Annotated in this window: 24 protein-coding genes and 1 pseudogene; 12 read left to right on the top strand and 13 right to left on the bottom strand. The window is 63.1% G+C overall.

The features are described 5' to 3' along the window. Positions 1-14 precede the first annotated feature (14 nt). The gene (locus tag WF331_RS15140) at positions 15-224 is read left to right on the top strand and encodes a cold-shock protein (protein WP_016501179.1); all 210 of its coding nucleotides are present in this window, start codon (positions 15-17) and stop codon (positions 222-224) included. Positions 225-314: 90 nt separating this feature from the next. Here WF331_RS15140 and WF331_RS15135 read toward each other — a convergent pair whose 3' ends face one another. From WF331_RS15135 to WF331_RS15120, 4 genes are all read right to left on the bottom strand, one after another. Beyond that, positions 315-692, bottom strand: coding sequence for a hypothetical protein (locus tag WF331_RS15135; protein ID WP_016501178.1), 378 nt, complete (start codon positions 690-692; stop codon positions 315-317). 17 nt (positions 693-709) lie between these two features. Then, positions 710-1,522, bottom strand: a complete 813-nt coding sequence (locus tag WF331_RS15130; protein ID WP_284399834.1) for a putative RNA methyltransferase — start codon at positions 1,520-1,522, stop codon at positions 710-712. Continuing rightward, complete coding sequence (dapE, locus tag WF331_RS15125; RefSeq protein ID WP_016501176.1) at positions 1,522-2,673, bottom strand: succinyl-diaminopimelate desuccinylase; 1,152 nt, start codon at positions 2,671-2,673, stop codon at positions 1,522-1,524. The genes WF331_RS15130 and dapE overlap by 1 nt, the downstream gene beginning before the upstream one ends. Before the next feature lie 200 nt (positions 2,674-2,873). After that, positions 2,874-5,465: a glycosyltransferase gene (locus WF331_RS15120; RefSeq protein ID WP_340623052.1), complete on the bottom strand. Its 2,592-nt coding sequence runs from the start codon at positions 5,463-5,465 to the stop codon at positions 2,874-2,876. Positions 5,466-5,584: 119 nt separating this feature from the next. Between WF331_RS15120 and tcdA the strand changes: the two genes are divergently transcribed. Next, entirely contained in the window at positions 5,585-6,394 is an 810-nt protein-coding gene (tcdA, locus tag WF331_RS15115; protein ID WP_162465285.1) for a tRNA cyclic N6-threonylcarbamoyladenosine(37) synthase TcdA, read from the top strand. A 109-nt stretch (positions 6,395-6,503) separates the two neighbouring features. On the opposite strand, the gene WF331_RS15110 is transcribed toward tcdA, so the two are convergent. The 6 genes from WF331_RS15110 to graT all read right to left on the bottom strand — a co-directional run bounded on the left by WF331_RS15110 (position 6,504) and on the right by graT (position 10,318). Continuing rightward, a complete protein-coding gene (locus WF331_RS15110) occupies positions 6,504-6,914 on the bottom strand; it encodes a SufE family protein (RefSeq protein ID WP_284399829.1) in 411 nt (136 codons plus the stop codon). Further along, complete coding sequence (locus tag WF331_RS15105; RefSeq protein WP_016501172.1) at positions 6,911-8,116, bottom strand: cysteine desulfurase; 1,206 nt, start codon at positions 8,114-8,116, stop codon at positions 6,911-6,913. The genes WF331_RS15110 and WF331_RS15105 overlap by 4 nt, the downstream gene beginning before the upstream one ends. Positions 8,117-8,193: 77 nt before the next feature. Continuing rightward, entirely contained in the window at positions 8,194-9,228 is a 1,035-nt protein-coding gene (gene dapD, locus WF331_RS15100; RefSeq protein WP_016485200.1) for a 2,3,4,5-tetrahydropyridine-2,6-dicarboxylate N-succinyltransferase, read from the bottom strand. 31 nt (positions 9,229-9,259) lie between these two features. Next, the gene (locus WF331_RS15095; protein ID WP_003252272.1) at positions 9,260-9,607 is read right to left on the bottom strand and encodes an ArsC family reductase; all 348 of its coding nucleotides are present in this window, start codon (positions 9,605-9,607) and stop codon (positions 9,260-9,262) included. A gap of 124 nt (positions 9,608-9,731) precedes the next feature. Then, entirely contained in the window at positions 9,732-10,031 is a 300-nt protein-coding gene (gene graA / locus WF331_RS15090; protein ID WP_003252274.1) for a type II toxin-antitoxin system antitoxin GraA, read from the bottom strand. Between the two features lie 8 nt (positions 10,032-10,039). Further along, positions 10,040-10,318, bottom strand: a complete 279-nt coding sequence (gene graT, locus WF331_RS15085) for a type II toxin-antitoxin system toxin GraT (protein ID WP_174369746.1) — start codon at positions 10,316-10,318, stop codon at positions 10,040-10,042. A gap of 252 nt (positions 10,319-10,570) precedes the next feature. Between graT and WF331_RS15080 the strand changes: the two genes are divergently transcribed. Next, positions 10,571-12,217 (top strand): Na+/H+ antiporter, encoded by a 1,647-nt coding sequence (locus tag WF331_RS15080; protein WP_016501171.1) that lies wholly within the window; start codon positions 10,571-10,573, stop codon positions 12,215-12,217. Between the two features lie 141 nt (positions 12,218-12,358). Here the strand turns inward: WF331_RS15080 and dapC are convergent, their stop codons facing one another. From dapC to map, 3 genes are read right to left on the bottom strand one after another with little or no spacing between them, the layout of a single operon-like run. Beyond that, positions 12,359-13,555, bottom strand: coding sequence for a succinyldiaminopimelate transaminase (dapC, locus tag WF331_RS15075; protein ID WP_016501170.1), 1,197 nt, complete (start codon positions 13,553-13,555; stop codon positions 12,359-12,361). A gap of 30 nt (positions 13,556-13,585) precedes the next feature. Continuing rightward, positions 13,586-16,288: a [protein-PII] uridylyltransferase gene (locus WF331_RS15070; protein WP_016501169.1), complete on the bottom strand. Its 2,703-nt coding sequence runs from the start codon at positions 16,286-16,288 to the stop codon at positions 13,586-13,588. Positions 16,289-16,329: 41 nt separating this feature from the next. After that, positions 16,330-17,112: a type I methionyl aminopeptidase gene (gene map / locus WF331_RS15065; protein WP_016501168.1), complete on the bottom strand. Its 783-nt coding sequence runs from the start codon at positions 17,110-17,112 to the stop codon at positions 16,330-16,332. A 345-nt stretch (positions 17,113-17,457) separates the two neighbouring features. Between map and rpsB the strand changes: the two genes are divergently transcribed. The 9 genes and pseudogenes from rpsB to WF331_RS15020 form a co-directional block, all read left to right on the top strand. Then, positions 17,458-18,195 (top strand): 30S ribosomal protein S2, encoded by a 738-nt coding sequence (rpsB, locus tag WF331_RS15060; protein ID WP_016501167.1) that lies wholly within the window; start codon positions 17,458-17,460, stop codon positions 18,193-18,195. A 185-nt stretch (positions 18,196-18,380) separates the two neighbouring features. After that, positions 18,381-19,244: a translation elongation factor Ts gene (gene tsf, locus WF331_RS15055; RefSeq protein WP_016501166.1), complete on the top strand. Its 864-nt coding sequence runs from the start codon at positions 18,381-18,383 to the stop codon at positions 19,242-19,244. A 179-nt stretch (positions 19,245-19,423) separates the two neighbouring features. Continuing rightward, complete coding sequence (gene pyrH, locus WF331_RS15050) at positions 19,424-20,167, top strand: UMP kinase (protein WP_009686950.1); 744 nt, start codon at positions 19,424-19,426, stop codon at positions 20,165-20,167. Further along, a complete protein-coding gene (frr, locus tag WF331_RS15045) occupies positions 20,164-20,721 on the top strand; it encodes a ribosome recycling factor (RefSeq protein ID WP_016501165.1) in 558 nt (185 codons plus the stop codon). The genes pyrH and frr overlap by 4 nt, the downstream gene beginning before the upstream one ends. A gap of 15 nt (positions 20,722-20,736) precedes the next feature. Then, the gene (gene uppS / locus WF331_RS15040; protein ID WP_016485210.1) at positions 20,737-21,492 is read left to right on the top strand and encodes a polyprenyl diphosphate synthase; all 756 of its coding nucleotides are present in this window, start codon (positions 20,737-20,739) and stop codon (positions 21,490-21,492) included. Continuing rightward, complete coding sequence (locus WF331_RS15035) at positions 21,492-22,307, top strand: phosphatidate cytidylyltransferase (RefSeq protein WP_016501164.1); 816 nt, start codon at positions 21,492-21,494, stop codon at positions 22,305-22,307. Before uppS ends, WF331_RS15035 begins: the two co-directional genes overlap by 1 nt. Next, positions 22,304-23,494 (top strand): 1-deoxy-D-xylulose-5-phosphate reductoisomerase, encoded by a 1,191-nt coding sequence (ispC, locus tag WF331_RS15030; protein WP_016501163.1) that lies wholly within the window; start codon positions 22,304-22,306, stop codon positions 23,492-23,494. The genes WF331_RS15035 and ispC overlap by 4 nt, the downstream gene beginning before the upstream one ends. Positions 23,495-23,564: 70 nt before the next feature. Continuing rightward, a complete protein-coding gene (rseP, locus tag WF331_RS15025; RefSeq protein WP_016501162.1) occupies positions 23,565-24,917 on the top strand; it encodes an RIP metalloprotease RseP in 1,353 nt (450 codons plus the stop codon). A gap of 73 nt (positions 24,918-24,990) precedes the next feature. After that, a pseudogene (locus WF331_RS15020) lies at positions 24,991-25,140 on the top strand (POTRA domain-containing protein); the annotation flags it as partial.

The following is a 25,140-nucleotide window of genomic DNA, read 5'->3' as shown; positions in this document are numbered from 1 at the left end:
CCGGAGTAGTTCAGATGTCGTCTCGTGAGACTGGGAATGTAAAGTGGTTCAACGATGCCAAAGGCTTTGGCTTCATTCAGCGCGAAGGTGGTGCGGATGTGTTCGTCCATTATCGGGCGATCCGCGGTGAGGGGCATCGTTCCCTGGTCGAGGGGCAGCGGGTTGAGTACTCCTGCGTGCAGGGCCAGAAAGGCCTGCAAGCCGAGGACGTAGTAGGGCTCTGAGCCTCAAGCTGTAAGCCTCAAGCTGCAAGTGACCGTGTACTTGCAGCCTGATGCGATCCGTCTTGGCGCTTGCAGATCAAAGCTTGCAGCTCAAGAAGTGCGCCAGGTGATTTCCTCTTCACCGTCGGCGCTGATGCGGACCCAGCGGTCGGCATCTTCTTCCCCGTCTTCCTCGACCCAGCCACCCGGCGCGCAGCGCACTTCTACACCCAGTGCGGCGAATGCAGCGCGGGCGCAGGCGATATCATCGGCCCATGGCGTCTGATCGCTTTCCAGGTACAGGCTGTTCCATTTCCCTACAGCCTTGGGTAGCCAGGTGACCGGAATGTTACCGGCCTTGCATTTGAACGTCTGGCCTTTCTGCTGCCATTCGCTGCACGGGCCAATCGCCTGGGCGAGCCACTCGGCAATCTGCTTGTGGTCGACGTCGGCGTCCTTCAGGTAGATCTCGATATCGGGTTGGCGCATAAGGGCTCCGGGTTTGCTCAGTCTTGGCGCACGAAATAGTCATAACGCATTGAAACCGTGACCTCGAACGGCTCGGGCTGGTCGATCACCTTGGCGCGTTTTTCGGCGCTGGCGCGCCACCCGTGCGGGGTCATCGCCAGCAGGTCGGCGCGTGCCTTGGGCACGGCCAGGCTCAGGCGGAACTCGAGCGTTTCGCTGTGGGCGTGGGCCATGCCTTCAGGGACGAGGGCCAGGTGCTTGTCGTCGGCGTAAGGGCGTACCTCATCGTACAGCACCTCGCGCAACTCCATCAGGTGGCCGCTGGTCGGGCCCACCCGCATCAGGCCACCGCCGGGGCTGAGCAGGCGCTTGGCCTCGGCCCAGTCCAGCGGGCTGAACACGCTGGCGATGAACTGGCAGCTGGCGTCGGCCAGCGGCACGCGGGCCATGCTGGCGACCATCCAGGTAACCTGGGGCGCGCGGCGGCAGGCACGCTTGACCGCCTCGCGGGAGATGTCCAGGGCGTAACCGTCGGCAGCCGGCAGGGCCTGGGCGAGCAGTGCGGTGTAGTAACCCTCGCCGCAGCCGATGTCCAGCCAGGCGCCGGGCTGGCGCTCGGCGGCCAGCTCGGCCAGGCGGCGGGCCACCGGGGCGTAGTGGCCAGCGTCGAGGAAGTCGCGGCGGGCCTCGACCATGGCCTGGTTGTCACCTGGGTCGCGGCTGTTCTTGTGCTGCACCGGCAGCAGGTTCAGGTAACCCTGGCGGGCGCGGTCGAAGCGGTGGCCGGCCGGGCACACCACACTGTTGTCGAGCCGGCTCAGCGGCGCCTGGCAAAGGGGGCAGGCGAGCATCAGGCGAGCAACCGAACCAGAGTCTGGTAGTAGATTTCGGTCAGCAGGTCCAGGTCGCTGGCCAGGATCCGCTCGTCCACCTGGTGAATGGTGGCGTTGACCGGGCCAAGCTCCACCACCTGGGTGCCCATGGTGGCGATGAAACGGCCATCGGAAGTGCCGCCGCTGGTGGATGGCTGGGTATCGCGGCCGGTGACGCCCTTGATGCTGTGTGCCACGGCGTCGAGCAGTTCACCAGGTTCGGTGAGGAACGGCAGGCCAGACAGCGCCCAGTCGATCGACCAGTCCAGTTCATGCTTGTCGAGAATCGCCGACACTCGCGCCTGCAGGCCTTCGACAGTCGACTCGGTGGAGAAGCGGAAGTTGAACAGCGCGGTCAGCTCGCCCGGTACCACGTTGGTGGCGCCGGTGCCGGAATTGAGGTTGGAGATCTGGAAGCTGGTTGGCGGGAAGAACGCATTGCCTTCGTCCCAGTGCTCGGCTGCCAGTTCCGCCAAGGCCGGGGCGGCCAGGTGGATCGGGTTACGTGCCAGGTGCGGGTAGGCCACGTGGCCCTGCTTGCCGCGCACGGTCAGCTTGGCACCCAGCGAGCCACGGCGGCCGTTCTTGACCACGTCACCCAGGAGGGTGGTGCTGGAGGGTTCGCCTACGATGCACCAGTCCAGGCGTTCGTTGCGTGCTTTCAGGCGCTCGACCACTGCCTTGGTGCCGTGGTGCGCAGGGCCTTCCTCGTCGCTGGTGATCAGGAAGGCGACCTTGCCGCGGTGGTTCGGGTAGTCGTGCACGAAGCGCTCGCTGGCGATCACCATGGAGGCCAGGCTGCCTTTCATGTCGGCGGCGCCGCGGCCGCAGAGCATGCCGTCAGCGTCGATCAGTGCTTCGAACGGTTCGTGCTGCCATTGCTGCACCGGGCCGGTGGGCACCACGTCGGTGTGGCCGGCAAAGCACAGCACCGGGCCGTCCTGGCTGCCGTGGGTGGCCCAGAAGTTGTCTACGTCTTCAATGCGCATCGGCTCGAGCCTGAAGCCCACGGCGCCCAGGCGTTTCATCATCTGCGCCTGGCAGTCGGCGTCGACAGGGGTGACCGAGGGGCGACGGATCAGGTCGCAGGCCAGTTGAAGGGTAGGCGAGAGCTCGGCAGGGGCCGTCATGGGGGACTCCGGGGCAAGGCAAGGCGGGGAAATCTGAGGGGCGTTATCTTATATCAAACCGAAGGGCCAATGGGGCCGCTTTGCGGCCCTGTCGCGACGCAAGGCCGCTGCCACAAGCGATCGCGGGTTATCTGGCTGCCGCGGTCCCCTGTGGGAGCGGCCTTGCGCCGCGAAAGGGCTGCAAAGCAGCCCCGGCAATCTCAAGCCTGTTGCGGCTCGGCAGCCTTCTCCACTGGCTTGGGCAGCGAAGACAGCAACGCCATCACCAGCGCCGCCACGTAAGGCAACGACTGCACCAGCAGCATCGCCACCCAGAAGCGCATGTCCGAACTCGGCAGCCCCTGCACCAGGTAGATGCCCAGCGCCGCACCCCACAGCAGCAACATGATGAACAGCTCTTCCCGCGCTTCGGAAAGTGCTACCAGCAGTCCATGGCTGTCGGCATTCTTTGGCGTGCGGAAGAACGGCATGCTGCTGGTGAAGAAACCGTACAGCACCGCCTTGGCAATGGTATGCGACAGCGCCAGCCCGGCCAGTGCTGCGGCAAAGGCGTCCTTGAGGTTGACCCCCACTGCGCGGCGGTAAAGGAAGATGATCTTGCCGACCTTGAAGAAGAACAACGCCAGCGGCGGGATGGCGAAGATCATCAGCGGCGGGTCGACCCGGTGCGGCACGATGATCATCGCCGCCGACCACAGCAGCGCGCCTATGGTGAAGAAGATGTTCATGCCGTCGGCGACCCACGGCAGCCAGCCGGCCAGGAAGTGGTAGCGCTGGCCACGGGTCAGCTCGCTGCCCTTGCCGCGCAGCAGGGCACTGGCGTGGTGCTTGATGATCTGGATGGCGCCGTAGGCCCAGCGGAAGCGCTGCTTCTTGAAGTCGATGAAGGTGTCGGGCATCAGGCCCTTGCCGTAGCTGTTGTGGGCGTAGGCGGCCGACAGGCCCTTCTCGAACACGCGCAGGCCCAGCTCGGCGTCCTCGCAGATGCACCATTCGGCCCAGCCCAGCTTTTCCAGTACCGTGCGCCGGGTCATGGTCATGGTGCCGTGCTGGATGATGGCGTCACGGTCGTTGCGGGTGACCATGCCGATGTGGAAGAAACCCTTGTACTCGCTGTAGCACAGCTTCTTGAAGGCGCTTTCGTGCTGGTCACGATAGTCCTGCGGCGACTGCACCACGGCAATTTTCGGGTCGGCGAAATGCGGCACCATGTGCTTGAGCCAGTTGCGGTCGACGCAGTAGTCCGAGTCGATCACTGCGATCACTTCGGCGTCCTTGGCCGTATGCGGGAGCAGGTAGTTCAGCGCGCCGCCCTTGAAGCCGGCCAGTGGCGCGACGTGGAAGAACTTGAAGCGCTCGCCGAGCTTCTCGCAGTGAGCCTTCAGCGGCTCCCATACGGCCGGGTCCTTGGTGTTGTTGTCGATCACCAGCACTTCGTAGTCGGGGTAGTCCAGCGCGGCCAGGGCGTCGAGGGTCTGCTTTACCATCTCGGGTGGCTCGTTGTAGCACGGCACATGCACCGACACCTTGGGCCGGTAGGCGCTGTCGGCCTGCACCGGCAGGAACTCGCGTCGGCGCTTGTGTATCCATACTGCCTCGGCCAGTTCATGGGCCTCGGTCAGCAGCACGATGAACACGCCCAGCGCGCCAAGGGCAAGCAGCACGCCCACGGTGAGGCTGAACCAGGTGCTGTATTGCTGGCTGTAGTCATAGGCAATCCACACCAGCACCGACCCGCACAGGAAGGTGATGAAGGTGAGGAATGTGCGGCCACGCTGGCGCAGCGCCGAGCCGTCGATGAACAGCACCATCAGCGCAATCATCGCCAGCACCACCGAGGCTACCGCCAGGGCGCGCCACTGCGGGATCGCCACCACGGGGCCGTCGAAGTTGAATTTTTGCTGGCGCTCGGCGTTGTACACGCCCCAGTAGGCGCCTACCGAGCCTTCGTCGCTGGCCTTCCACGGCTGGTCATAGGCTTCGATGACGAAGTAGTTGTAGCCACGGCGGTTGAGGGTGTTGACCAAGGTGCGCAGGTAGATGGCCTGGTCGGCCTGGCTGGCATCGGCACCACCTCGCATGCGGCCGTTGCTCGGCCAGCCGACCTCCGACAGCAGCAGCGGTTTGCGCGGGAACTGGTGCTTCAGCTCGCGGGCGCGGTCGAGCACGAACTCGACCGAATCCTTCATCGGCACGAATTCCCAGTAGGGCAGGATGTGCGCGGCAATCAGGTCGACGTGCTTGGCGATCTCCGGGTTTTCCTTCCAGATGTGCCATTGCTCACTGGTGGTCACCGGTACCTTGACGGCTGCGCGTACCCGGTCCAGGTATTTGATCAGGTTTTCCGGGGTGACTTCTTCACGGAACAGCGCCTCGTTGCCGACCACTACCCGCACCACGCTGCGCGAGGTGTTGGCCAACTGGATGGCCGTGGCGATTTCGCGTTCGTTGCGCTCCAGGTCCGGGCTGATCCATATCCCCAGGGTCACGCGCAGGCCGAATTCCTCGGCCAGACGCGGGATGTCGGCCTGGGTGCCTTCCACCGTATAGATACGGATGCTGTCGGTCAGTTTGCTCAACTGCTCCAGGTCCTGGCGCATCTCGTCGTCAGTGGGGTACTGGCCCTTCTGCGGGCTTTCACCCAGACGGAACGGCGAATACGAAAAGCCAGAGATCTGCTCTGGCCAGGCGGGGGCGGAGACCGGGCGGTTGATCAGTGCCCAGAACCCGGTGAACAGCGCGGCGATGGCCAGCACCACAACCAGGTTCAGGCCGAATTTACGTGAAGACATTGTCGTCCATTTGTGTCGAAGTGATAGGACATTAAAGCAGGGTTGGTAGTGTCTTTCCTAACGATGCAGGCCATGGGCCCGCTGGCATATAATGCGCGCCGGTTTTTTGGGGTATGAACATGAGCACAGAAGATCCACGCTTCGCCGGCGTTGCCCGGCTGTATGGCGACCAGGGGCTGCAACGCCTGGGCCAGGCCCATGTGGGCGTGGTCGGTATTGGCGGGGTTGGCTCGTGGGTGGCCGAAGCGCTGGCCCGCAGCGGCGTGGGTGAAATTTCCCTGTTTGATCTGGACGACGTCTGCGTCAGCAACACCAACCGCCAGGCCCATGCCTTGGAAGGGCAGGTGGGGCGGCCCAAGGTGGAGGTCATGGCTGAGCGCCTGCGGGCGATCAACCCGGCATGCACGGTGCATGCGGTGGCCGACTTCGTCACCCGTGAAACCATGGCCGAGCACATCCACGAGCAGCTGGACTGTGTAATTGACTGCATCGACAGCGTCATGGCCAAGGCTGCGTTGATTGCCTGGTGCCGGCGGCGCAAGATCGCCATCGTGACCACAGGTGGCGCTGGTGGTCAGATCGACCCGACACAGATCCAGATCGCCGACCTGAACAAGACCTTCAACGACCCGCTGGCCTCGCGGGTGCGCTCCACCCTGCGCCGCGATTACAACTTCTCGCGCAATGTCAGCCGCAACTATGGTGTGCCGTGCGTGTTCTCCAGCGAACAGCTGCGTTACCCCAAGGGAGATGGCAGCGTTTGTCTGCAGAAGAGCTTCGTGGGTGAGGGTGTAAGGCTGGACTGCTCGGGTGGCTTTGGCGCGGTGATGATGGTGACCGCGACCTTTGGCATGGTGGCGGCGAGCAAGGCGATCGAGAAGCTGGTGGCCGGTGCGCGGCGGCCTTCGGAACGTATCAAGCCTGAGTAAACCGGCAGAGCCTCTTCGCGGGCTCGCCCGCTCCCACAGGTGCCTCACCTTTGCTGAGAGATGCAGTACCTGTGGGAGCGGGCAAGCCCGCGAAGAAGCCAGCACACATTCAGCAACTGGACGCCAACTGCGCCATCCGCTGTAACACTGCATGCAGCCCATTGCTGCGTGACGGCGAGAGCTGGCGCTCTAGCCCCAGTTGGGTGAACCACTCGCGCAGATCAAGCCTGGCCAGCTCTTCACTGGTCAAACCCTGCACTCGCACCAGCAACAACGCCAGCAGCCCGCGCAACAAGCGTGCATCGCTACTGGCCTTGAACCGCCACTGCCCATCGACGAGTTCGGCCACCAGCCAGACCAGGCTTTCGCAGCCATGCACCCGGTTGGCTTCGGTCTTGTCAGTCTCGGCCAACGGTTCCAGGCGGTCGCCCCACTGCATCAGCAGCCGGGCGCGCTGTTCCCAGCCCTTGCCTTGCTCAAACGCTTCCAGCGCCTGGCGCGCCTGTTCCGGCATGCTCATCGCAGCAACTCCAGGCCCTGATCAAGCGCAGCGAAGAAGCGCTGCAAGTCGTCGCTGTCGTTGTACAAGCCCAGCGATACACGGATTGCGCCCTCCAGCCCCAGCCCTTGCAAGAGCGGCATGGCGCAGTGGTGTCCGGCACGCACGGCTATCCCTTGCTCGGTGAGCAGGTGGGCGATATCGGCGTTGTGCACGCCCTCGATGACGAAGCTGGCCAGCGCCGTCTGCGGTGCCCCCAATACCCGCACGCCCTCACGGTCAGCCAGGCCGCGCAGCAAATGCTGGTGCAGGCTGGTTTCGTGGGCTTCGACAGCCTGGGCGTCGAGGCTGGCCAAATAATCCAGGGTTGCCCCCAGGCCTATCACCCCGGCGATTGGCGGCGTACCTGCCTCGAACCCCAGCGGTGCGGGGCGAAAGCTGGCGCTCTGGTACTCGGCCAGTTGCACCATCTCGCCACCGAACTGCCAATGGCGCAGCAGCTCCAGCGCCCTAGTGTGGCCGTACAGCACGCCAACCCCATCCGGGCCGTACAACTTGTGGCTGGAGAACACATAGAAGTCGCAGCCCAGTTGCTGCACATCGTGGCGGCCATGCACCACGCCCTGGGCACCGTCTACCACGGTCAGCGCGCCTTGTGCGCGGGCATGGGAAAGCAGGGCCGGCAGCGGTTGCCAGGTACCCAGTACGTTGGACAGCTGGCTGACGGCGAGCACCCGGGTGCGCGGGCCTATCAGTTGCAGTGCCTGGTTCAGGTCGATGCGGCCAAAGGGATCCAGCGGCAGTATCACCAGGCGCAGGTTGCGCCGGCGTGCCAGCTGCTGCCAGGGCAGCAGGTTGGCATGGTGTTCCAGCGCGCTGATGGCAATTTCGTCACCGGCTTCGAAGCGGTGCTCAAGGCCGTAGGCCAGCAGATTCAAGGCCGAGGTGGCACCGTGAGTGAACACGATCTGCCGTGAGTCAGCGGCATTCAACCAGGCGGCGACCTTGTCGCGGCTGGTTTCGAAGGCCTGGGTCGCCAGTGCACCGGGCAGGTGCTGGGCACGGTGTACGTTGGCCGCGCCGTGGCCGTAGTAATGGCTCAAGGCATCGATCAGGGCTTGCGGCTTTTGGGTGGTAGCGGCGCTGTCCAGATAGGTCTGGTGCTGCCGTTGCAGGGCGGCGATGGCGGGGAAGTCGGCACGCCAGGGGGAGGGCTGGAACATGGTCACGGGGCCTGGAATGAAAATCGGGTCTGGCGTGGTGCCAGACCCGATCTTAACATTTCAAACGCCGAGCATGCTCAGTTGTGAGCGTGCAGGGCCTCGTTCAGCTCGATGGCCGACTTGTGGGTCTTGCACTCTACCGCGCCGTTCAGCGAGTTGCGGCGGAACAGCAGGTCGGTCTGGCCGGCCAGGTCGCGGGCCTTGACCACTTTGACCAGCTCGTTGTTTTCGTCCAGCAGGTTCACCTTGGTGCCAGCGGTGATGTACAGGCCGGCTTCAACGGTGTTGCGGTCGCCCAGCGGGATGCCGATACCAGCGTTGGCGCCGATCAGGCAGCCTTCACCCACCTTGATGACGATGTTGCCGCCACCGGACAGGGTACCCATGGTCGAGCAACCGCCGCCCAGGTCGGAACCTTTGCCAACGAATACGCCGGCGGACACGCGGCCTTCGATCATGCCCGGGCCTTCGGTGCCAGCGTTAAAGTTGACGAAGCCTTCGTGCATGATGGTGGTGCCTTCGCCGATGTAGGCGCCCAGGCGCACACGGGCGGTATCGGCGATGCGCACGCCGGCCGGGACCACGTAGTCGGTCATCTTCGGGAACTTGTCCACCGAGAACACTTCCAGCAGCTCGCCCTTCAGGCGCGCTTCCAGTTGCAGCTCGGCCAGTTCGGCCAGGTCGACCGCGCCCTGGTTGGTCCAGGCTACGTTCGGCAGCAGCGGGAAGATGCCAGCCAGGCTCAGGCCATGTGGCTTGACCAGGCGGTGCGACAGCAGGTGCAGCTTGAGGTAGGCCTCCGGGGTGGAGGTCAGGGCAGCGTCTTCGGCCAGCAGGGTGGCTACCAGCGGCTTGTGGCTTTCGGCCAGGCGGGTCAGCAGGGCGGCCTGGGCAGCATCCACGCCTTTCAAGGCTTCGGCCAGTTTCAAGGCCTGGCCGTTGCTGAAGGCGATGGCCTGGTTGCCACCTTCGTAACCGAGAACAGGTGCTACAGCGGCAACCAGCTCGGCGCTCGGGTTGAGCAGCGGTTGTGCGTAGAACACTTCCAGCCAGGCGCCCTGGCGGTTCTGGGAGCCGACACCGAAGGCCAGGCTGAACAGGGTATTGGACATGTGATTACCTCGTGCGAAATAGGGTGGGGGCTCAGGCCAGGGCAGCGGCGTACAGGTCCGGCTTGAAGCCGACCAGGGTGCGCGCGCCAAGGTCAAGCACCGGGCGTTTGATCATCGACGGCTGGGCCAGCATCAGCTCGACGGCCTTGGCCTGGTCGAGGTCTGCCTTGCTGGCGTCGTCCAGCTTGCGGAAGGTGGTGCCGGCACGGTTGAGGATGACTTCCCAGCCGTGTTCGTCGCACCAGCGGTTCAGGCTGTCGCGGTCGATGCCTTGGGTTTTGTAGTCATGGAATTCGTAGGCGATGGCTTTGTCTTCGAGCCAGGTACGCGCCTTTTTCATGGTGTCACAGGCTTTGATGCCGTAGAGCGTGTAGGTCATTGTGTACATTGGGGTTACAAGTCGCCCCAATCTCTCCGTTTTTCGATGTCAGTCGCGGGATTATGCGGGAACGATCCTCGCGGCGCCACGCCCGTGGCGCCCCTGTTTATTGATCAGGATGTGTTCAAGCGACCAGGCGCTGGACCGATCCGATGATCTCATCGCCGTGTTGCTGTTCGGCGGTGCGCAGATCGAAGGCCGTCTGCAGGTTGAGCCAGAACTCAGGGGTGGTGTCCAGGCAGATGGACAGACGCAGTGCCATGTCGGCGGAAACACCGCCCCGTTCGCGCAGGATGTTGTTGACGGTTGGCGTTGCTACACCCAACGCCCTGGCCAGAGCTGCGGCGCTGAAGCCCATCTCCTTCTGGAAGTCCTCCCGCAGGATTTCACCCGGATGGATTGGACGCATACCGTTCTTGAGCATGATGCACCTCAGTGGTAATCGACAATTTCAACGTTAATTGGCCCGTGTTCTGTCCAGGTGAAGCACAGCCGCCATTGGTCATTTACACGGATACTGTGTTGGCCGGCGCGGTTGCCGCTCAGTGACTCGAGGCGGTTGCCAGGTGGCGACCTAAGGTCTCGCAACGCTGTTGCGGCATCGAGCATGGCCAGTTTGCGCTCCGCGACTGACTTGATATCTGACCATCGCCGTGTCTTTCCCGTTGTGAAGAGCGCTTCCGTGTCGGCACAGCTAAAGCTTTGAATCATGAGCTTGAACGCTTAACGTTATTCGTTAATATCGATTATACGACGGGATCGCTGTAGTTCAAGTCTTCATTAACGGGGCACGCGACTCGCAAGCCCCGGTCACATTAGCTGGGTATCATCATGTTACATATTCCCCCGTCACCTGCGACTATCGTGCAGCGGTCCCGAACCGTCGGTCGCCGCTAACATATTGTTCCAATGGCGATGTTTCGCCTTGCTATCGTTTCTGGTTCACAAAGGAAGCTTTCCCGGATGCAGTCCGCCTACACCGTCCTCATCCTGCTGACGCTGGTCAGCCTGTCGAAGCTGGTCGGCCGCATGATTCCGCTGCCCCTGCCGCTGGTACAGATCGCTGCCGGTGCCTTGCTGGCCCTGCCGACCCTGGGCCTGCACGTGGCCCTGGACCCCGAGTTGTTCCTGTTCCTGTTCTTGCCGCCGCTGCTGTTTGCCGATGGCTGGCGCATCCCCAAGCGTGAGTTGTGGCGCATTCGCGGGCCAGTGGTGGCGCTGGCCGTCGGTCTGGTGCTGTTCACCGTGGTCGGGGCCGGCTACTTCATTCACTGGCTGCTGCCGAGCATCCCCCTGCCGGTAGCGTTCGCCCTGGCGGCGGTACTCTCGCCGACCGATGCCGTGGCGGTTTCGGCCATCGCCCAGGATCGCCTGCCCACCCCGCTGATGCACATGCTGCAGGGGGAGGCCCTGATGAACGATGCATCGGGCCTTGTCACCTTCAAGTTCGCCCTGGCGGCGGCGATCACCGGGGTGTTCTCGCTGACTGATGCAAGCTTCAGTTTCGTCCTGGTGGCGCTTGGCGGCCTCGCGGTGGGTGTGGGCCTCAGCTGGCTGGTGGGCCGCCTGCGCGCCTGGATGATCGCCCGCGGTTGGGACGACCCGGCCACCCACGTGGTGTTCATGTTGTTGCTGCCATTCGCCGCCTACGTGCTGGCCGAGCGCCTGGGCGTGTCGGGCATCCTGTCGGCGGTGGCGGCCGGCATGATGCAAAGCTGGCTTGACCTGCTGCCGCGGCAGACCAGCACCCGCCTGCTCAACCGCAGCGTGTGGTCGCTGCTGGAGTTCGCCTTCAATGGCCTCATCTTCCTGCTATTGGGCCTGCAGTTGCCGGACATCATCAAGGCGGTGGTCAGCCACGAAGCCACCGTGTGGCCGACCCTGGCCTACCGATGCCTGGACGTGGTGGCGATCTTTGCTGCGCTGATCCTGCTGCGGTTCATCTGGGTGCAGAGCATCTGGCGCTCGATCGGCGTGGTGCGCCGCTGGCGCGGCAAACCGGCGCTGGTGCTGATGCCTACGGCGCGCTCCTGCTGGCTGCTGACCCTGGGCGGTGTGCGCGGTGCGGTGACCCTGGCGGGTGTGATGTCGGTGCCGTTGCTGATGGGCGCGGGCAAGGCCTTCCCTGAGCGTGACTTGCTGATATTCATTGCCGCCGGGGTGATCCTGCTGTCGTTGATCAGCGCCTGCATCGCGCTGCCGATACTGCTGCGCGGGGTGACCAAAAGCCCGGACGAGCGCTTGCACCAGGAAGTGCAGGAAGCCTGGCGCCGCACGGCCGAGGCGGCGATCCATGCCCTGGAAGCAGAAGAAGTGATCGACGCCAATGCCCCGCAGGATGCTGCGCAGGCAACCTTGGCGACCGAGCTGAAGGCGCGGTTGATGGCTGAGTACCGGGATGAGCTGAACAGCTACAACGACAGTGCCGAAGCCAAGGCCCTGGCCGACCAGATGGACTTGCTGGAGCGGCGCTTGCGTTTGCGTGCGCTGAGGGCGCAGCGGCTGGAGCTGTATAACCTGCATCGCCAGCACCTGGTGGGGGATGAGGTGGTCCGGCAGGTGCTTGGGGAGCTGGATATGAGCGAGGCCAACCTGGGGCAGGTCAGGTAGACCCGCAGGGGGCCGCTTTGCGGCCCTGTGGGAGCGAGTTCACTCGCGAATCAGGCGATACGGTGTATGGCACCGGCTGCGCCGGTGTTCGCGGGTGAACCCGCTCCCACAGGTTCTGCACAAAATTAAAGCATTGCTGAATCAGCGGTTCTGCAGGAAGGCGCGAATCCGCTCCGCCGCCTCGATGCATTCGGCCAGCGGTGCCACCAGCGCCATGCGCACACGCCCTGCGCCCGGGTTCACGCCATCCACATCACGCGACAGGTACGACCCCGGTACCACCGTCACATGCTGGGCTTCGAACAGGTCGCGGGTGAACTCGGCATCACAGCCCGGCACCTTGGCCCAGAGGTAGAAGCTGCCGTCCGGGCGCTGCACGTCCAGCACCGGCTGCAGGATGTCCAGCACGGCATCGTACTTGGCGCGGTACTGGTCGCGGTTCGCGCGTACATGCGCCTCATCCTGCCAGGCGGCGATGCTGGCCAGCTGGGTTTGTACCGGCATGGCGCAGCCGTGGTAGGTGCGGTACAGCAGGAACGGTTTGATGATCTCGGCATCGCCAGCCACGAAGCCCGAGCGCAGGCCCGGCAGGTTGGAGCGCTTGGACAGGCTGTGGAACACCACGCAGCGCTTGAAATCACTGCGGCCGAGCTCGGCGCAGGCGGTCAGCAGGCCCGGTGGTGGCGCGTCTTCATCGAAGTAAAGCTCGCTGTAGCACTCGTCGGCGGCGATCACGAAGTCGTGTTCGTCGGCCAGGGCGATCAGCTTCTTCAGGGTGTCCATCGGCACCAGCGCGCCGGTGGGGTTGCCCGGTGAGCACAGGAACAGGATCTGGCAGCGCTTCCACACCTCGGCCGGTACGGCGTCGAAGTCAGGGTTGAAACCGTTGTTTTCCAGGCACGGCAGGTAGTGCGGGGTAGCCCCGGCCAGCAGCGCTGCGCCTTCGTAGATCTGGTAGAACGGGTTCGGGCTGATCACCAGGCCGTCATCGGCACGGTTGACCACCGCCTGGGTGAAGGCGAACAGCGCTTCACGGGTGCCATTGACCGGCAGGATGTGACGGTCGGCATCCAGCCAGCCGGCTGGCACGCCAAAGCGACGCTCGCACCACTGACCGATCGCCTGGCGCAGGCCCGGCAGGCCGATGGTGCTGGGGTATACCGCCAGTTTGTCGAGGTTGTCGGCCATGGCCTGGGCGACGAATGCCGGAGATTCGTGCTTTGGCTCACCGATTGACAGGGCGATGGCGCGTTTGTCTGCCGCAGGCTTCACGCTGCCCAGCAGGGCACGGAGTTTCTCGAACGGGTAGGGCTGAAGCTGGGTCAAGGCATGGTTCATCGGCGCAAGGTCTCGTCAATCGTCTAGTCGTTAAAAGGTCACGCGGGTAGGGCTGGCATCGCTGGCCTGGCCGGCCTGCAACTGCTGGACGATGGCCTCCTGCAGGCGGCTGCACAGCTGCGGGTCGGACAGCGGCTGGTTGTCGGCATCAGTGATGAAGAACACGTCTTCCACCCGTTCGCCGAGGGTGGCGATCTTGGCGTTCTGCAGCGACAGGTCGAACTCCAGGAAGATCCGCCCCAGCCGGGCCAGCAGGCCTGGGCGGTCTGGTGCGGTGATTTCGAGGATGGTCACCGGCCGCTGGGCATCGTTGAGGATGGTCACCTGCGGCGGGAAGTTGAAGTGTTTGAGCTGGCGCGGTACCCGGCGCTGGATGATGGTCGGGTAGTCCTCGGGGTTGCGCAGCGCTTCGGTCAGGCCGTCGCGAATTTGCTTGACCCGCTGCGGGTTGTCGCCGATAGACCCGCCGTCGTTGTCCAGCACGATGTAGGTGTCGAGGGTGAACTGGCTGCTCGACGTGATGATGCGTGCATCGTGGATGTTCAGGTTCAGCTGCGACATGGCTGCCACCGTCACGGCGAAGAAATCGTGCTGGTCAGGGGCGTAGATGAAGATCTGCGTGCCGCCTTCGAACTCGCGCTGGGTGGTTTCCTTGATCAGCACCAGCGGCCCGCCATCGGCCGGTTGCTGCAGGATCGCGTCCGTGTGCCAGGCGACATCGCCGGCGTTGTGCTTGAGAAAGTAGTCATCGCCCAGCTGCGACCACAGTTGCTCGACATCGTCCGGGTCGGTGCCCTCGCGTACAAGGATGTCCAAGGCTGCAGACTGGGTCTGGCGAATCTGTTCTTCGCGGTCCAGCGGGTTTTCCAGGCCGCGGCGCAGGGCGCGCTTGGTCTCGCTGTAGAGCTGGCGCAGCAGGCTGGCCCGCCACGAGTTCCACAGGCTGGGGTTGGTGGCGTTGATATCGGCCACGGTCAGCACGTACAGGTAGTCCAGGCGCGTCTCGTCGCCCACGTGCAGGGCAAAGTCGTTGATCACCTGCGGGTCGGACAAGTCCTTGCGCTGGGCGGTGGTCGACATCACCAGGTGGTTTAGCACCAGCCAGACGATCAGCCGGCTGTCCCAGGCCGGCAACTGGTGGCGCTCGCAGAACTTCTGCGCATCCACCGCGCCCAGTTCGGAATGGTCGCCCTGGCGACCTTTGCCGATGTCGTGGTAGAGGCCGGCCAGGTAGATCAGCTCGGGCTTGGGCAGGCGCCCCATCAGCTTGCTTGCCAGCGGGAATTTCTCGGACACCGGCGTGTACTGCAGCTTGCGCAGGTGCTTGATGAGGTTGAGGGTGTGCGCATCGACCGTATAGATGTGGAACAGGTCGTGCTGCATCTGCCCGACGATCAGGCCGAACTCCGGCAGGTAGCGGCCAAGGATGCCGTAGCGGTTCATCCGCCGCAGGTTGCGGTGGATGCCGATTTCGCACTTGAACAGCTCGATGAACAGGCTGGTGTTGCGGATATCGGTGCGGAAGGTGTCGTCGATCAGGTGGCGGTGCTCACGCAGCAGGCGCACCGTATCGGCACGCACGCCCTTGATTTCGGGGTGCTGGGCCATCAGCACGAAGATTTCCAGCATGGCGAACGGTGTGCGCTTGAACACGTTCGGGTTGGTAGCCTCGATATAGCCGTCATGCAGGCGAAAGCGTGCATTCAGCGGCTGGGTGGTGCCGCTGTCTTCGTCGGCGAGGATGACCTCTTCGAAGTGTTGAATGATCAGGTCGCACAACTGGCTGATGCTCATCACCACCCGGTAGTACTGCTGCATGAACTGCTCGATTGCCCGCTTGGGATTCTCGTCGCTGTAGCCCAGCAGTGCGGCGAGGCTGCGCTGGTGGTCGAACAGCAGGCGGTCCTCGGCGCGACCGGCCAGCATGTGCAGGGCGTAGCGCACCTTCCACAGAAAATCCTGGGACGAAGCCAGCAGCTCGTTCTCGCTTTCCAGCAAGAAACCTTCGCCGGCCAATGCGTGCAGGTTCAGGGTGCCGTACTGACGGCGGGCCACCCACAGCACTGTCTGGATGTCACGCAGGCCACCGGGCGAGCCCTTGACGTTGGGTTCGAGGTTGTACTCGGTGTCGTTGTACTTGTGGTGACGGGCCTTGAGTTCGGCGCGTTTGGCCAGGAAGAAGTCTTTGCTCGGCCACATGTGCGCGGTGCTGGTCACCTCCAGCATGCGCTGGCGCAGGGCTTCGGGCCCGGCAATGGTGCGGCTTTCCATCAGGTTGGTAATCACCGTCAGGTCGGCGCGGGCCTGTTCGGCGCACTCGTCGACGGTGCGCACGCTCTGGCCCACTTCCAGGCCGATGTCCCACAGCAGGGTGAGAAAACGCTCAATGGCGTTGCGGTACTGCTCGTGCTCGGCGGCGCCCAGTAAAATGAGCAGGTCGATGTCGGAATGCGGGTGCAGCTCACCACGCCCGTAGCCACCCACTGCGACCAGGGCGATACCGCTGTGGTCGCCCCAGTCGAACTGGTTCCAGGCCTGTTGCAGGATATTGTCGACGAGCCAGGCGCGGGCTTCGATCAGCGGGCGGATTTCGCCGCCACTGCGGAAACGTTTGTCGAGCACCTCGCCGGCCTGGCGGATGGCTTTCTTGAAGGCGGCGATGGGGCTCGCCTTGAGGGCCAGTTCCGCCTGGAACTGGCCGCGATCGAACAGCTCGGGGTCCACCTGGGGCATCGCGTCACGTTCCTGTCGTCGGGTGGCCTGTCTCGGTGCGGTCAGGCCGAGGTGCGCGGGATGGTGTCGTCCTTGCGCAGGGTGAAGATCTCGTAGCCGGTCGCAGTCACCACCAGGGTGTGTTCCCACTGAGCCGAGAGCTTGCGGTCCTTGGTGATGGCGGTCCAGCCGTCGCCCAGCACCTTGGTGTCGGCCTTGCCCTGGTTGATCATCGGTTCGATGGTGAAGGTCATGCCTTCTTTCAGTTCCATGCCGGTGCCGGCGCGGCCGTAGTGCAGGATCTGCGGCTCTTCGTGGAACACCTTGCCAATGCCGTGGCCGCAGAACTCGCGCACCACCGAGAAGCCGTTCTTTTCAGCGTGCTTCTGGATCACTTCGCCGATATCGCCCAGGCGGCAGCCCGGCTTGACCAGCTCGATGGCCTTGTACATGCACTCCTGGGTAACCCTGGACAGGCGCTCGGCCCACACCGGCACGGTACCGACGTGGAACATGCGGCTGGTATCGCCGTGGTAGCCGTCCTTGATCACGGTGACGTCGATGTTCAGCGTGTCACCGTCCTTGAGCGGCTTGTCGTTGGGGATGCCGTGGCAGACCACATGGTTGATCGAGGTGCAGATCGACTTCGGGTAGCCCTTGTAGTTGAGGGGCGCCGGGATGGCCTGCTGGACGTTGACGATATAGTCGTGGCACAGGCGGTCGAGCTCCTCGGTGGTAACTCCGGGCTTGACGTGCTCCTCGATCATTTCCAGCACCTCGGCGGCCAGGCGGCCGGCGACGCGCATCTTCTCGATGTCTTCTGCGGTCTTGATGTTGACAGTCATTACAGGCTCTCTACGGCGCCGCACGCGGCGCGAACAAACGGGAAAGGCCGGATTCTAGCAGAGCAGGGCGGCATTCTGTCGGGATAAAGGCGGCCATGCTGCTGTCTACAGGAGGCATTCTGGCCTGTTTGGCGGGGCGCTGCAAAAACCGCTGACAGACGCAACCTTATTCGGGTTTCGTTCGCTCGCGGTCTGTGGTATAACATGCGCCGCTTTCGGGGACGACCCCGTGAGCTTAAACCCACACACGTGTCGACACGATGACCTGGGTGCCCCGGATTTTCGAATTTGCGGGTTGGTCATTGGGATGCGTGGAGGCCCAACCCGACTTATCAAGGAACTATCATGTCCCAAGTCAACATGCGCGATATGCTGAAGGCCGGTGTGCACTTCGGCCACCAGACCCGTTACTGGAACCCGAAAATGGGCAAGTACATTTTCGGCGCGCGTAACAAGATCCACATCATCAACCTGGAAAAAACCCTGCCAATGTTCAACGAAGCTCTGGCTTTCGTAGAGCGTCTGGCTCAGGGCAAGAACAAGATCATGTTCGTCGGCACCAAGCGTTCCGCCGGCAAGATCGTCGCCGAGCAAGCTGCTCGTGCCGGTTCGCCATACGTTGACCACCGCTGGTTGGGCGGCATGCTGACCAACTACAAAACCATCCGTGCTTCGATCAAGCGTCTGCGCGACCTGGAAACCCAGGCCGAAGATGGCACCTTCGCCAAGCTGACCAAGAAAGAAGCCCTGATGCGTTCGCGCGATCTGGAAAAGCTGGACCGCAGCCTGGGTGGTATCAAGGACATGGGCGGTCTGCCTGATGCCCTGTTCGTGATCGACGTTGATCACGAGCGCATTGCTATCACCGAAGCTAACAAGCTGGGCATCCCGGTTATCGGCGTTGTCGATACCAACAGCAGCCCGGAAGGTGTTGACTACATCATCCCAGGCAACGACGACGCCATCCGCGCCATCGAGCTGTACATGACTTCGATGGCCGACGCCATCATCCGCGGCCGCAACAACGTTGCTGGCGGCACCGAAGTCTATGTTGAAGAAGCGGCTGCACCTGCTGCTGAGTAATAGGCGCTAGCGTCTACTTGGCACGCAAAAAGGGGGCTTTGCCCCCTTTTTGCCACCTTGAAATCCTGCTGTCAGCAAGGGCCCCGCATTATGGGTTGGCTGAGATAACAACAGCGGATTCGCAGAATTTAACGCCCGTGTCGAGCGGGTGGAATGGTTGAAAAACTTTCCAAGAGGATTTTGAAATGGCAGCAATTACTGCAGCGCTGGTAAAAGAACTGCGCGAGCGTACTGGCGAAGGCATGATGGATTGCAAGAAAGCCCTGGAAAAGGCTGGCGGCGACATCGAAAAAGCCATTGACGACATGCGTGCCTCGGGCGCCATCAAGGCCGCCAAAAAGGCTGGCAACGTCGCTGCTGAAGGCGCTATCGCGGTCAAGACCGACGGTAAATCCGCCGTTCTGCTGGAAGTGAACTCGCAGACCGACTTCCTGGCCCTGCAAGACGACTTCAAGAACTTCGTTGCCGAAAGCCTTGAAGAAGCCTTCGCCCAGAAGCTGACCGACGCTGCTCCGCTGATCGCATCGCGTGAAGCTGCTCGTGAAGCCCTGGTTGCCAAGTGTGGCGAAAACGTCAACATTCGTCGCCTGGTGCGCGTTGAGGGTGACGTTGTTGGTGCCTACCTGCACGGCAACAAGATCGGCGCTGCCGTCGTTCTGAAAGGCGGTGACGTCGAGCTGGCCAAGAACATTGCCATGCACGTTGCAGCGTCGAACCCTGAGTTCCTGGATTCGTCGGAAATCTCCGCCGAGGCCATCGAGCGCGAGAAGAATGTCTTCCTGCAGCTGAACGCCGACAAGATCGCCGGCAAGCCGGAAAACATCGTTGAGAACATGATCAACGGCCGTATCACCAAGTTCAAGGCCGAAGCTTCGCTGAAAGAGCAGGCTTTCGTCATGAACCCGGAAGTCAAGGTTGGCGAGCTGGCCAAGAAAGCCGGCGCTGAAATCGTTTCGTTCACCTACTTCAAAGTCGGTGAAGGCATCGAGAAGCCAGTCGACGACTTCGCTGCTGAAGTTGCTGCTCAGGTAGCTGCTGCCAAGCAGTAAGACAGCCCCGTCTGTCGCCCCAAAGAGGCTGCCCGCTCACGCGCGCAGCCTCTTTGTCAAAGCGGGAGCGGTTTACGAGACCGTTGCTCGCTGACGCAGTCGCTGCGTCACGTTAGAGTTACATGCAGGCTCAAGCAGCCCGCCAGAATTTTTTACAAACGCCGCAGGAGAGATTCGCAATGGCTCAGCAGGGCAGTGGTCATCAGGCTCGCTATAAACGCATTCTACTCAAACTTAGCGGCGAGGCCCTGATGGGCTCGGAAGAGTTCGGGATCGACCCAAAAGTCCTGGATCGCATGGCGCTGGAAGTCGGCCAACTGGTCGGCATCGGTGTTCAGGTAGGTCTGGTGATCGGTGGTGGCAACCTGTTCCGTGGTGCGGCGCTCAGTGCAGCCGGCATGGACCGCGTCACCGGTGACCACATGGGCATGCTGGCGACCGTAATGAACGCCCTGGCCATGCGCGACGCGCTGGAGCGGGCGAACATTACCGCCATTGTCATGTCGGCTATTTCCATGGTTGGCGTGACCGATCACTATGATCGCCGCAAAGCCATGCGCCACCTGAACGCCAAAGAAGTCGTAATTTTCGCTGCCGGTACCGGCAACCCGTTCTTCACCACCGACTCTGCTGCCTGCCTGCGCGCCATCGAAATCGATGCCGACGTGGTATTGAAGGCAACCAAGGTCGATGGTGTATACACTGCTGATCCATTCAAGGACCCGCATGCCGAGAAGTTCGATCATCTGACCTACGATGAAGTGCTGGATCGCAAGCTGGGTGTGATGGATCTGACGGCAATCTGTCTCTGCCGCGACCACAAGATGCCGTTGCGCGTCTTCAATATGAACAAGCCCGGCGCCCTGCTGAACATCGTGCACGGCGGCGCGGAAGGAACCCTGATCGAGGAAGTTCAAAAATGATCAACGACATCAAGAAAGACGCCCAGGACCGCATGGGCAAGTCCATCGAGGCGCTGGGTCGTCACCTGGCGGCGATCCGTACCGGTCGTGCCCACCCAAGCATCCTGGACAGCGTCAAAGTCACTGCCTGGGGTAGCGAAATGCCGCTGAACCAGGTCGCTGCGATCAGCGTCGAAGATGCCCGCACCCTGAAGATTGTCGCTCACGACAAGAACCTCAGCGCTGCCATTGAGAAGGCCATTCTCACCTCCGACCTGGGCCTGAACCCGTCCAGCGCCGGCACCACCATTCGTGTGCCGATGCCAGCCCTGACCGAGGAAACCCGCAAGGGTTACACCAAGCAGGCCAGCGGCGTGTGCGAGGATGCCAAGGTAGCTGTGCGCAACGTGCGCCGCGACGCCCTGGCCGACCTGAAGAAGCTGACCAAGGACAAGGAAATCAGCGAGGACGAAGAACGTCGCGCCGCTGACGAGATCCAGAAGCTTACCGACAAGTTCGTTGCCGAAGTCGATGCCGCCTTCAAGGCCAAGGAAAAGGACCTGATGGCCGTCTAAGGCCGGGGTTTCTTAATGGAAAAGACCAAGCCAGTGGCGCCGTCCTCGGTGCCGCGTCATGTCGCGATCATCATGGATGGCAACAACCGCTGGGCGAAAAAACGCCTGCTGCCCGGCGTTGCCGGGCACAAGGCGGGTGTCGACGCCGTTCGCGCGGTCATCGAGGTGTGTGCCAAGTCCGGGGTCGAGGTATTGACCCTGTTCGCGTTCTCCAGCGAAAACTGGCAGCGCCCCGCCGAAGAGGTCGGTGCGCTGATGGAGCTGTTCTTCTCGGCCCTGCGCCGTGAAGCCAAGCGCCTCAACGAGAACAACATCAGCTTGCGCATCATCGGTGACCGTTCGCGCTTCCATCCCGAGTTGCAGGCTGCCATGCGCGAAGCCGAAGCGCTGACCGCCGGCAACAACCGCTTCATCCTGCAGATCGCGGCCAACTACGGTGGCCAGTGGGACATCGCCCAGGCCGCCCAGCGGCTGGCGCGGGAAGTGCAAGCCGGGCACCTGCGTCCGGAAGACATCACCCCGGGCCTGCTGCAGACCTGCCTGGCAACCGGCGAGTTACCTCTGCCGGACCTGTGTATTCGTACCGGTGGCGAGCACCGCATCAGCAATTTCCTGTTGTGGCAGCTGGCCTACGCCGAGTTGTACTTCTCCGACCTGTACTGGCCGGACTTCAAACACGAGGCCATGCGCAATGCCCTGGCCGATTTCGCTTCGCGCCAGCGCCGCTTTGGTAAGACCAGCGAGCAGGTCGAGGCTGGAGCTCGTGCTTAATGCTTAAACAACGCATCATTACCGCGCTGATCCTGCTGCCGATTGCGCTGGGTGGCTTCTTCCTGCTCAACGGCGGGGATTTCGCCCTGTTCATCGGCTTCGTGGTGACCCTTGGCGCCTGGGAGTGGGCGCGCCTGGCCGGGTTGATGACCCAGCCGCTGCGCATCGCCTATGCCGCGGTGGTCGCCGGAGCGCTGATGTTGCTGTACATCCTTCCGGAGCTGGCGCCCTGGGTGCTGGGTGCCGCGGTGATCTGGTGGGGGCTGGCCACCTGGCTGGTGCTTACCTACCCGCGCAGCAGCGAGCTGTGGGCCAGCGCGGCCTGCCGGTTGCTGATCGGCCTGCTGGTATTGCTGCCGGCCTGGCAGGGGCTGGTGCTGCTCAAGCACTGGCCGCTGGGCAACTGGCTGATCCTGTCGGTCATGGTGCTGGTGTGGGCTGCCGATATTGGCGCCTACTTCTCTGGCAGGGCTTTCGGCAAGCGCAAGCTGGCCCCGCAGGTCAGCCCGGGCAAGAGCTGGGAAGGCGTGTATGGCGGCCTGGCAGTCAGCCTGGCAATTACCTTGGCGGTCGGCATCAGCCGCGACTGGGGTTTCGGCCAGATCCTGCTGGGCCTGCTGGGTGCTGCGCTGCTGGTCATGTCCTCGGTGGTCGGTGACCTGACAGAGAGCATGTTCAAGCGCCGTTCCGGCATCAAGGACAGCAGCAACCTGCTGCCTGGCCATGGCGGCGTGCTCGACCGCATTGATAGCCTTACTGCGGCGATCCCGATTTTCGCCGTGCTGTTGTGGGCTGCCGAATGGGGTGTGATGTGAGCCGCCCGCAACGTATTACCGTACTCGGGGCGACCGGCTCCATCGGCCTGAGCACGCTGGATGTGATTGCGCGCCACCCTGATCGCTATCAGGTATTCGCCCTCAGCGGGTATTCGCGGATCGACGAGTTGCTGGCCCTGTGTGTACGCCATCGCCCTGCGTTCGCGGTAGTCCCGAGTGCCGAGGCGGCCGTGCGGCTGCGCGAAACCCTTGCAGCGGCCGGCTGCGCCACCGAGGTGCTGGAAGGCGAGGCCGGGCTTTGCCAGGTGGCTTCGGCAGCGGAAGTGGATGCAGTGATGGCAGCGATTGTCGGTGCCGCCGGCCTGCGCCCGACCTTGGCTGCCGTGGAGGCGGGCAAAAAGGTGTTGCTGGCCAACAAGGAAGCCCTGGTGATGTCAGGTGCGCTGTTCATCGAGGCAGTGCGGCGCAGCGGCGCCGTATTGTTGCCGATCGATAGCGAGCACAATGCGATCTTCCAGTGCATGCCTGGCGACTACGCTCGCGGCCTGAGCGCGGTTGGCGTACGCCGGATACTGCTGACAGCTTCCGGTGGCCCGTTCCGCGAGACACCGGTCGAGGCGTTGCTCGATGTGACGCCGGAGCAGGCCTGTGCGCACCCCAACTGGTCCATGGGGCGCAAGATTTCTGTGGATTCGGCCAGCATGATGAACAAGGGGCTCGAACTGATCGAGGCTTGCTGGTTGTTCGATGCCGCGCCGGCCAAGGTCGAGGTGGTGGTACACCCACAGAGTGTCATCCACTCCCTGGTCGATTACGTGGACGGCTCGGTATTGGCGCAGCTGGGTAACCCGGACATGCGCACGCCCATCGCCAATGCCCTGGCCTGGCCTGAGCGCATCGATTCCGGGGTGGCTCCGCTGGACCTGTTTGCCATTGCTCGCCTGGATTTCCAGGCGCCCGACGAACAGCGCTTCCCTTGCCTGCGCCTGGCGCGGCAGGCTGCCGAGGCCGGCAACAGCGCACCCGCCGTACTCAATGCGGCCAACGAAGTGGCGGTCGAGGCATTTCTTGAGCGGCGTATCCGCTTCCCGGAGATCGCGGGTATGATCGAACAGGTGCTCGATCAGGAGCCCGTTGTGCCGCTGCCGTCGCTGGACGCGGTGTTCGCCGCCGACCAGCGTGCCCGGGAGCTTTCCCGTGAGTGGCTGAGGCGTCACGGTCGCTGATGCAAGCCCGCCCAGGTTCGTGAGGGGGTTGGCATGATGCCGGCCCGCTGAACATCATTCGGAGATGGACATGACAGCGCTCTACATGATTATCGGCACCCTCGTGGCTTTGGGTGTGCTGGTCACTTTCCATGAATTCGGCCACTTCTGGGTGGCACGCCGCTGCGGCGTCAAGGTGCTGCGCTTCTCGGTGGGCTTCGGCACGCCGCTGCTGCGCTGGCATGACCGCCATGGCACCGAGTTTGTGGTCGCAGCAATTCCGCTGGGCGGCTACGTGAAGATGCTCGACGAGCGCGAGGGCGATGTGCCGCCTGCGCTGGCTGATCAGTCGTTCAACCGCAAGTCCGTAGGCCAGCGTATCGCGATTGTCGCGGCGGGCCCGATTGCCAACTTCCTGCTGGCCATCCTGTTCTTCTGGGTGCTGGCGATGCTGGGTACCCAGCAGGTCCGTCCCGTGATCGGTACGGTCGATGCTGGCAGCCTGGCAGCATCGGCCGGGCTGACTGCAGGTCAGGAAATCGTTTCTATCGACGGCAAACCGACCAACGGTTGGTCGGCGGTCAACCTGCAGCTGGTTCGTCGCCTGGGCGAAAGCGGCACGTTGCAGGTTGGCGTGCGCGACGAAGGCGCCACGGCCGAGCGCCAGCTGCAGGTCAAGCTGGACAGCTGGCTCAAGGGTGCTGACGAGCCGGACCCTATCCAGTCCCTGGGGCTGCACCCTTGGCGCCCGGCGATGGTGCCGGTGCTGGCCGAGATTGATCCGAAGGGGCCGGCTGCCGCTGCGGGCCTCAAGACAGGCGACAAGCTGCTGAGCGTCGATGGCGTGCCGGTGACGGAATGGCAGCAGGTCGTCGACAGTGTGCGTGCCCGCCCGGATGCCAAAGTGGTCGTGCGTGTGGAGCGCGACGGCGCTGCCCTGGAAGTGCCGGTGACCCTGGCGCGCAAGGGTGAGGGCAAGGCTGCCGGTGGCTATCTTGGCGCCGGGGTAAAAGGTGGCGAATGGCCTGCCAGCATGCTCCGCGAAATCAGCTACGGCCCGCTCGAGGCGGTGGGTGAGGGCTTGTCCCGCACCTGGAACATGAGCGTGCTGACCCTTGAATCGCTGAAGAAAATGCTGTTCGGGGAGCTCTCGGTAAAAAACTTGAGTGGACCGATAACCATTGCTAAAGTGGCGGGCGCTTCAGCCCAGTCCGGCGTGGGGGATTTCCTGAATTTCCTGGCCTACCTGAGCATAAGCCTGGGGGTTCTTAACTTGCTGCCCATCCCGGTACTGGATGGGGGGCATTTGCTGTTTTACCTGGTCGAGTTGGCGCGCGGTCGTCCGCTGTCAGATCGGGTGCAAGGTTGGGGGGTCCAGATCGGTATCAGTTTGGTCATAGGGGTGATGTTGCTCGCCCTGATCAACGATCTGGGTCGACTATAAAGCTTCGCTCAATTGCGAACCTGCCGCGTTGTCGCGGCGGGTTGTTTATTGCCAGTTGGAATAAAAGGACTTCATGAAACGTCTGCTGCTAACTGCGGTCATGTCCGCACTGATGATCGCTGAAGTTCACGCCGAGTCCTTCACCATCTCCGATATTCGCGTCAACGGCCTGCAGCGGGTTTCCGCTGGCAGTGTCTTCGGTGCCTTGCCGCTGAACGTCGGC

Origin of the sequence: Pseudomonas sp. YNh, from assembly GCF_037993085.1 — a bacterium.
Classification (GTDB): domain Bacteria; phylum Pseudomonadota; class Gammaproteobacteria; order Pseudomonadales; family Pseudomonadaceae; genus Aquipseudomonas; species Aquipseudomonas putida.
This window is presented reverse-complemented; position numbering and strand designations above follow the sequence as displayed.

What these genes read in the sequence shown, in the direction of transcription:
- WF331_RS15120 (WP_340623052.1), bottom strand. Translation starts at nt 5,465, where the DNA reads ATGTCTTCACGTAAATTCGGCCTGAACCTGGTTGTGGTGCTGGCCATC.
- tsf (WP_016501166.1), top strand. Translation starts at nt 18,381, where the DNA reads ATGGCAGCAATTACTGCAGCGCTGGTAAAAGAACTGCGCGAGCGTACT.
- WF331_RS15070 (WP_016501169.1), bottom strand. Translation starts at nt 16,288, where the DNA reads ATGCCCCAGGTGGACCCCGAGCTGTTCGATCGCGGCCAGTTCCAGGCG.
- WF331_RS15080 (WP_016501171.1), top strand. Translation starts at nt 10,571, where the DNA reads ATGCAGTCCGCCTACACCGTCCTCATCCTGCTGACGCTGGTCAGCCTG.
- dapD (WP_016485200.1), bottom strand. Translation starts at nt 9,228, where the DNA reads ATGTCCAATACCCTGTTCAGCCTGGCCTTCGGTGTCGGCTCCCAGAAC.
- tcdA (WP_162465285.1), top strand. Translation starts at nt 5,585, where the DNA reads ATGAGCACAGAAGATCCACGCTTCGCCGGCGTTGCCCGGCTGTATGGC.
- WF331_RS15135 (WP_016501178.1), bottom strand. Translation starts at nt 692, where the DNA reads ATGCGCCAACCCGATATCGAGATCTACCTGAAGGACGCCGACGTCGAC.
- WF331_RS15130 (WP_284399834.1), bottom strand. Translation starts at nt 1,522, where the DNA reads ATGCTCGCCTGCCCCCTTTGCCAGGCGCCGCTGAGCCGGCTCGACAAC.
- dapE (WP_016501176.1), bottom strand. Translation starts at nt 2,673, where the DNA reads ATGACGGCCCCTGCCGAGCTCTCGCCTACCCTTCAACTGGCCTGCGAC.
- rseP (WP_016501162.1), top strand. Translation starts at nt 23,565, where the DNA reads ATGACAGCGCTCTACATGATTATCGGCACCCTCGTGGCTTTGGGTGTG.
- graT (WP_174369746.1), bottom strand. Translation starts at nt 10,318, where the DNA reads ATGATTCAAAGCTTTAGCTGTGCCGACACGGAAGCGCTCTTCACAACG.
- WF331_RS15105 (WP_016501172.1), bottom strand. Translation starts at nt 8,116, where the DNA reads ATGTTCCAGCCCTCCCCCTGGCGTGCCGACTTCCCCGCCATCGCCGCC.
- WF331_RS15035 (WP_016501164.1), top strand. Translation starts at nt 21,492, where the DNA reads ATGCTTAAACAACGCATCATTACCGCGCTGATCCTGCTGCCGATTGCG.
- pyrH (WP_009686950.1), top strand. Translation starts at nt 19,424, where the DNA reads ATGGCTCAGCAGGGCAGTGGTCATCAGGCTCGCTATAAACGCATTCTA.
- WF331_RS15140 (WP_016501179.1), top strand. Translation starts at nt 15, where the DNA reads ATGTCGTCTCGTGAGACTGGGAATGTAAAGTGGTTCAACGATGCCAAA.
- WF331_RS15110 (WP_284399829.1), bottom strand. Translation starts at nt 6,914, where the DNA reads ATGAGCATGCCGGAACAGGCGCGCCAGGCGCTGGAAGCGTTTGAGCAA.
- frr (WP_016501165.1), top strand. Translation starts at nt 20,164, where the DNA reads ATGATCAACGACATCAAGAAAGACGCCCAGGACCGCATGGGCAAGTCC.
- dapC (WP_016501170.1), bottom strand. Translation starts at nt 13,555, where the DNA reads ATGAACCATGCCTTGACCCAGCTTCAGCCCTACCCGTTCGAGAAACTC.
- WF331_RS15095 (WP_003252272.1), bottom strand. Translation starts at nt 9,607, where the DNA reads ATGACCTACACGCTCTACGGCATCAAAGCCTGTGACACCATGAAAAAG.
- map (WP_016501168.1), bottom strand. Translation starts at nt 17,112, where the DNA reads ATGACTGTCAACATCAAGACCGCAGAAGACATCGAGAAGATGCGCGTC.
- graA (WP_003252274.1), bottom strand. Translation starts at nt 10,031, where the DNA reads ATGCTCAAGAACGGTATGCGTCCAATCCATCCGGGTGAAATCCTGCGG.
- uppS (WP_016485210.1), top strand. Translation starts at nt 20,737, where the DNA reads ATGGAAAAGACCAAGCCAGTGGCGCCGTCCTCGGTGCCGCGTCATGTC.
- rpsB (WP_016501167.1), top strand. Translation starts at nt 17,458, where the DNA reads ATGTCCCAAGTCAACATGCGCGATATGCTGAAGGCCGGTGTGCACTTC.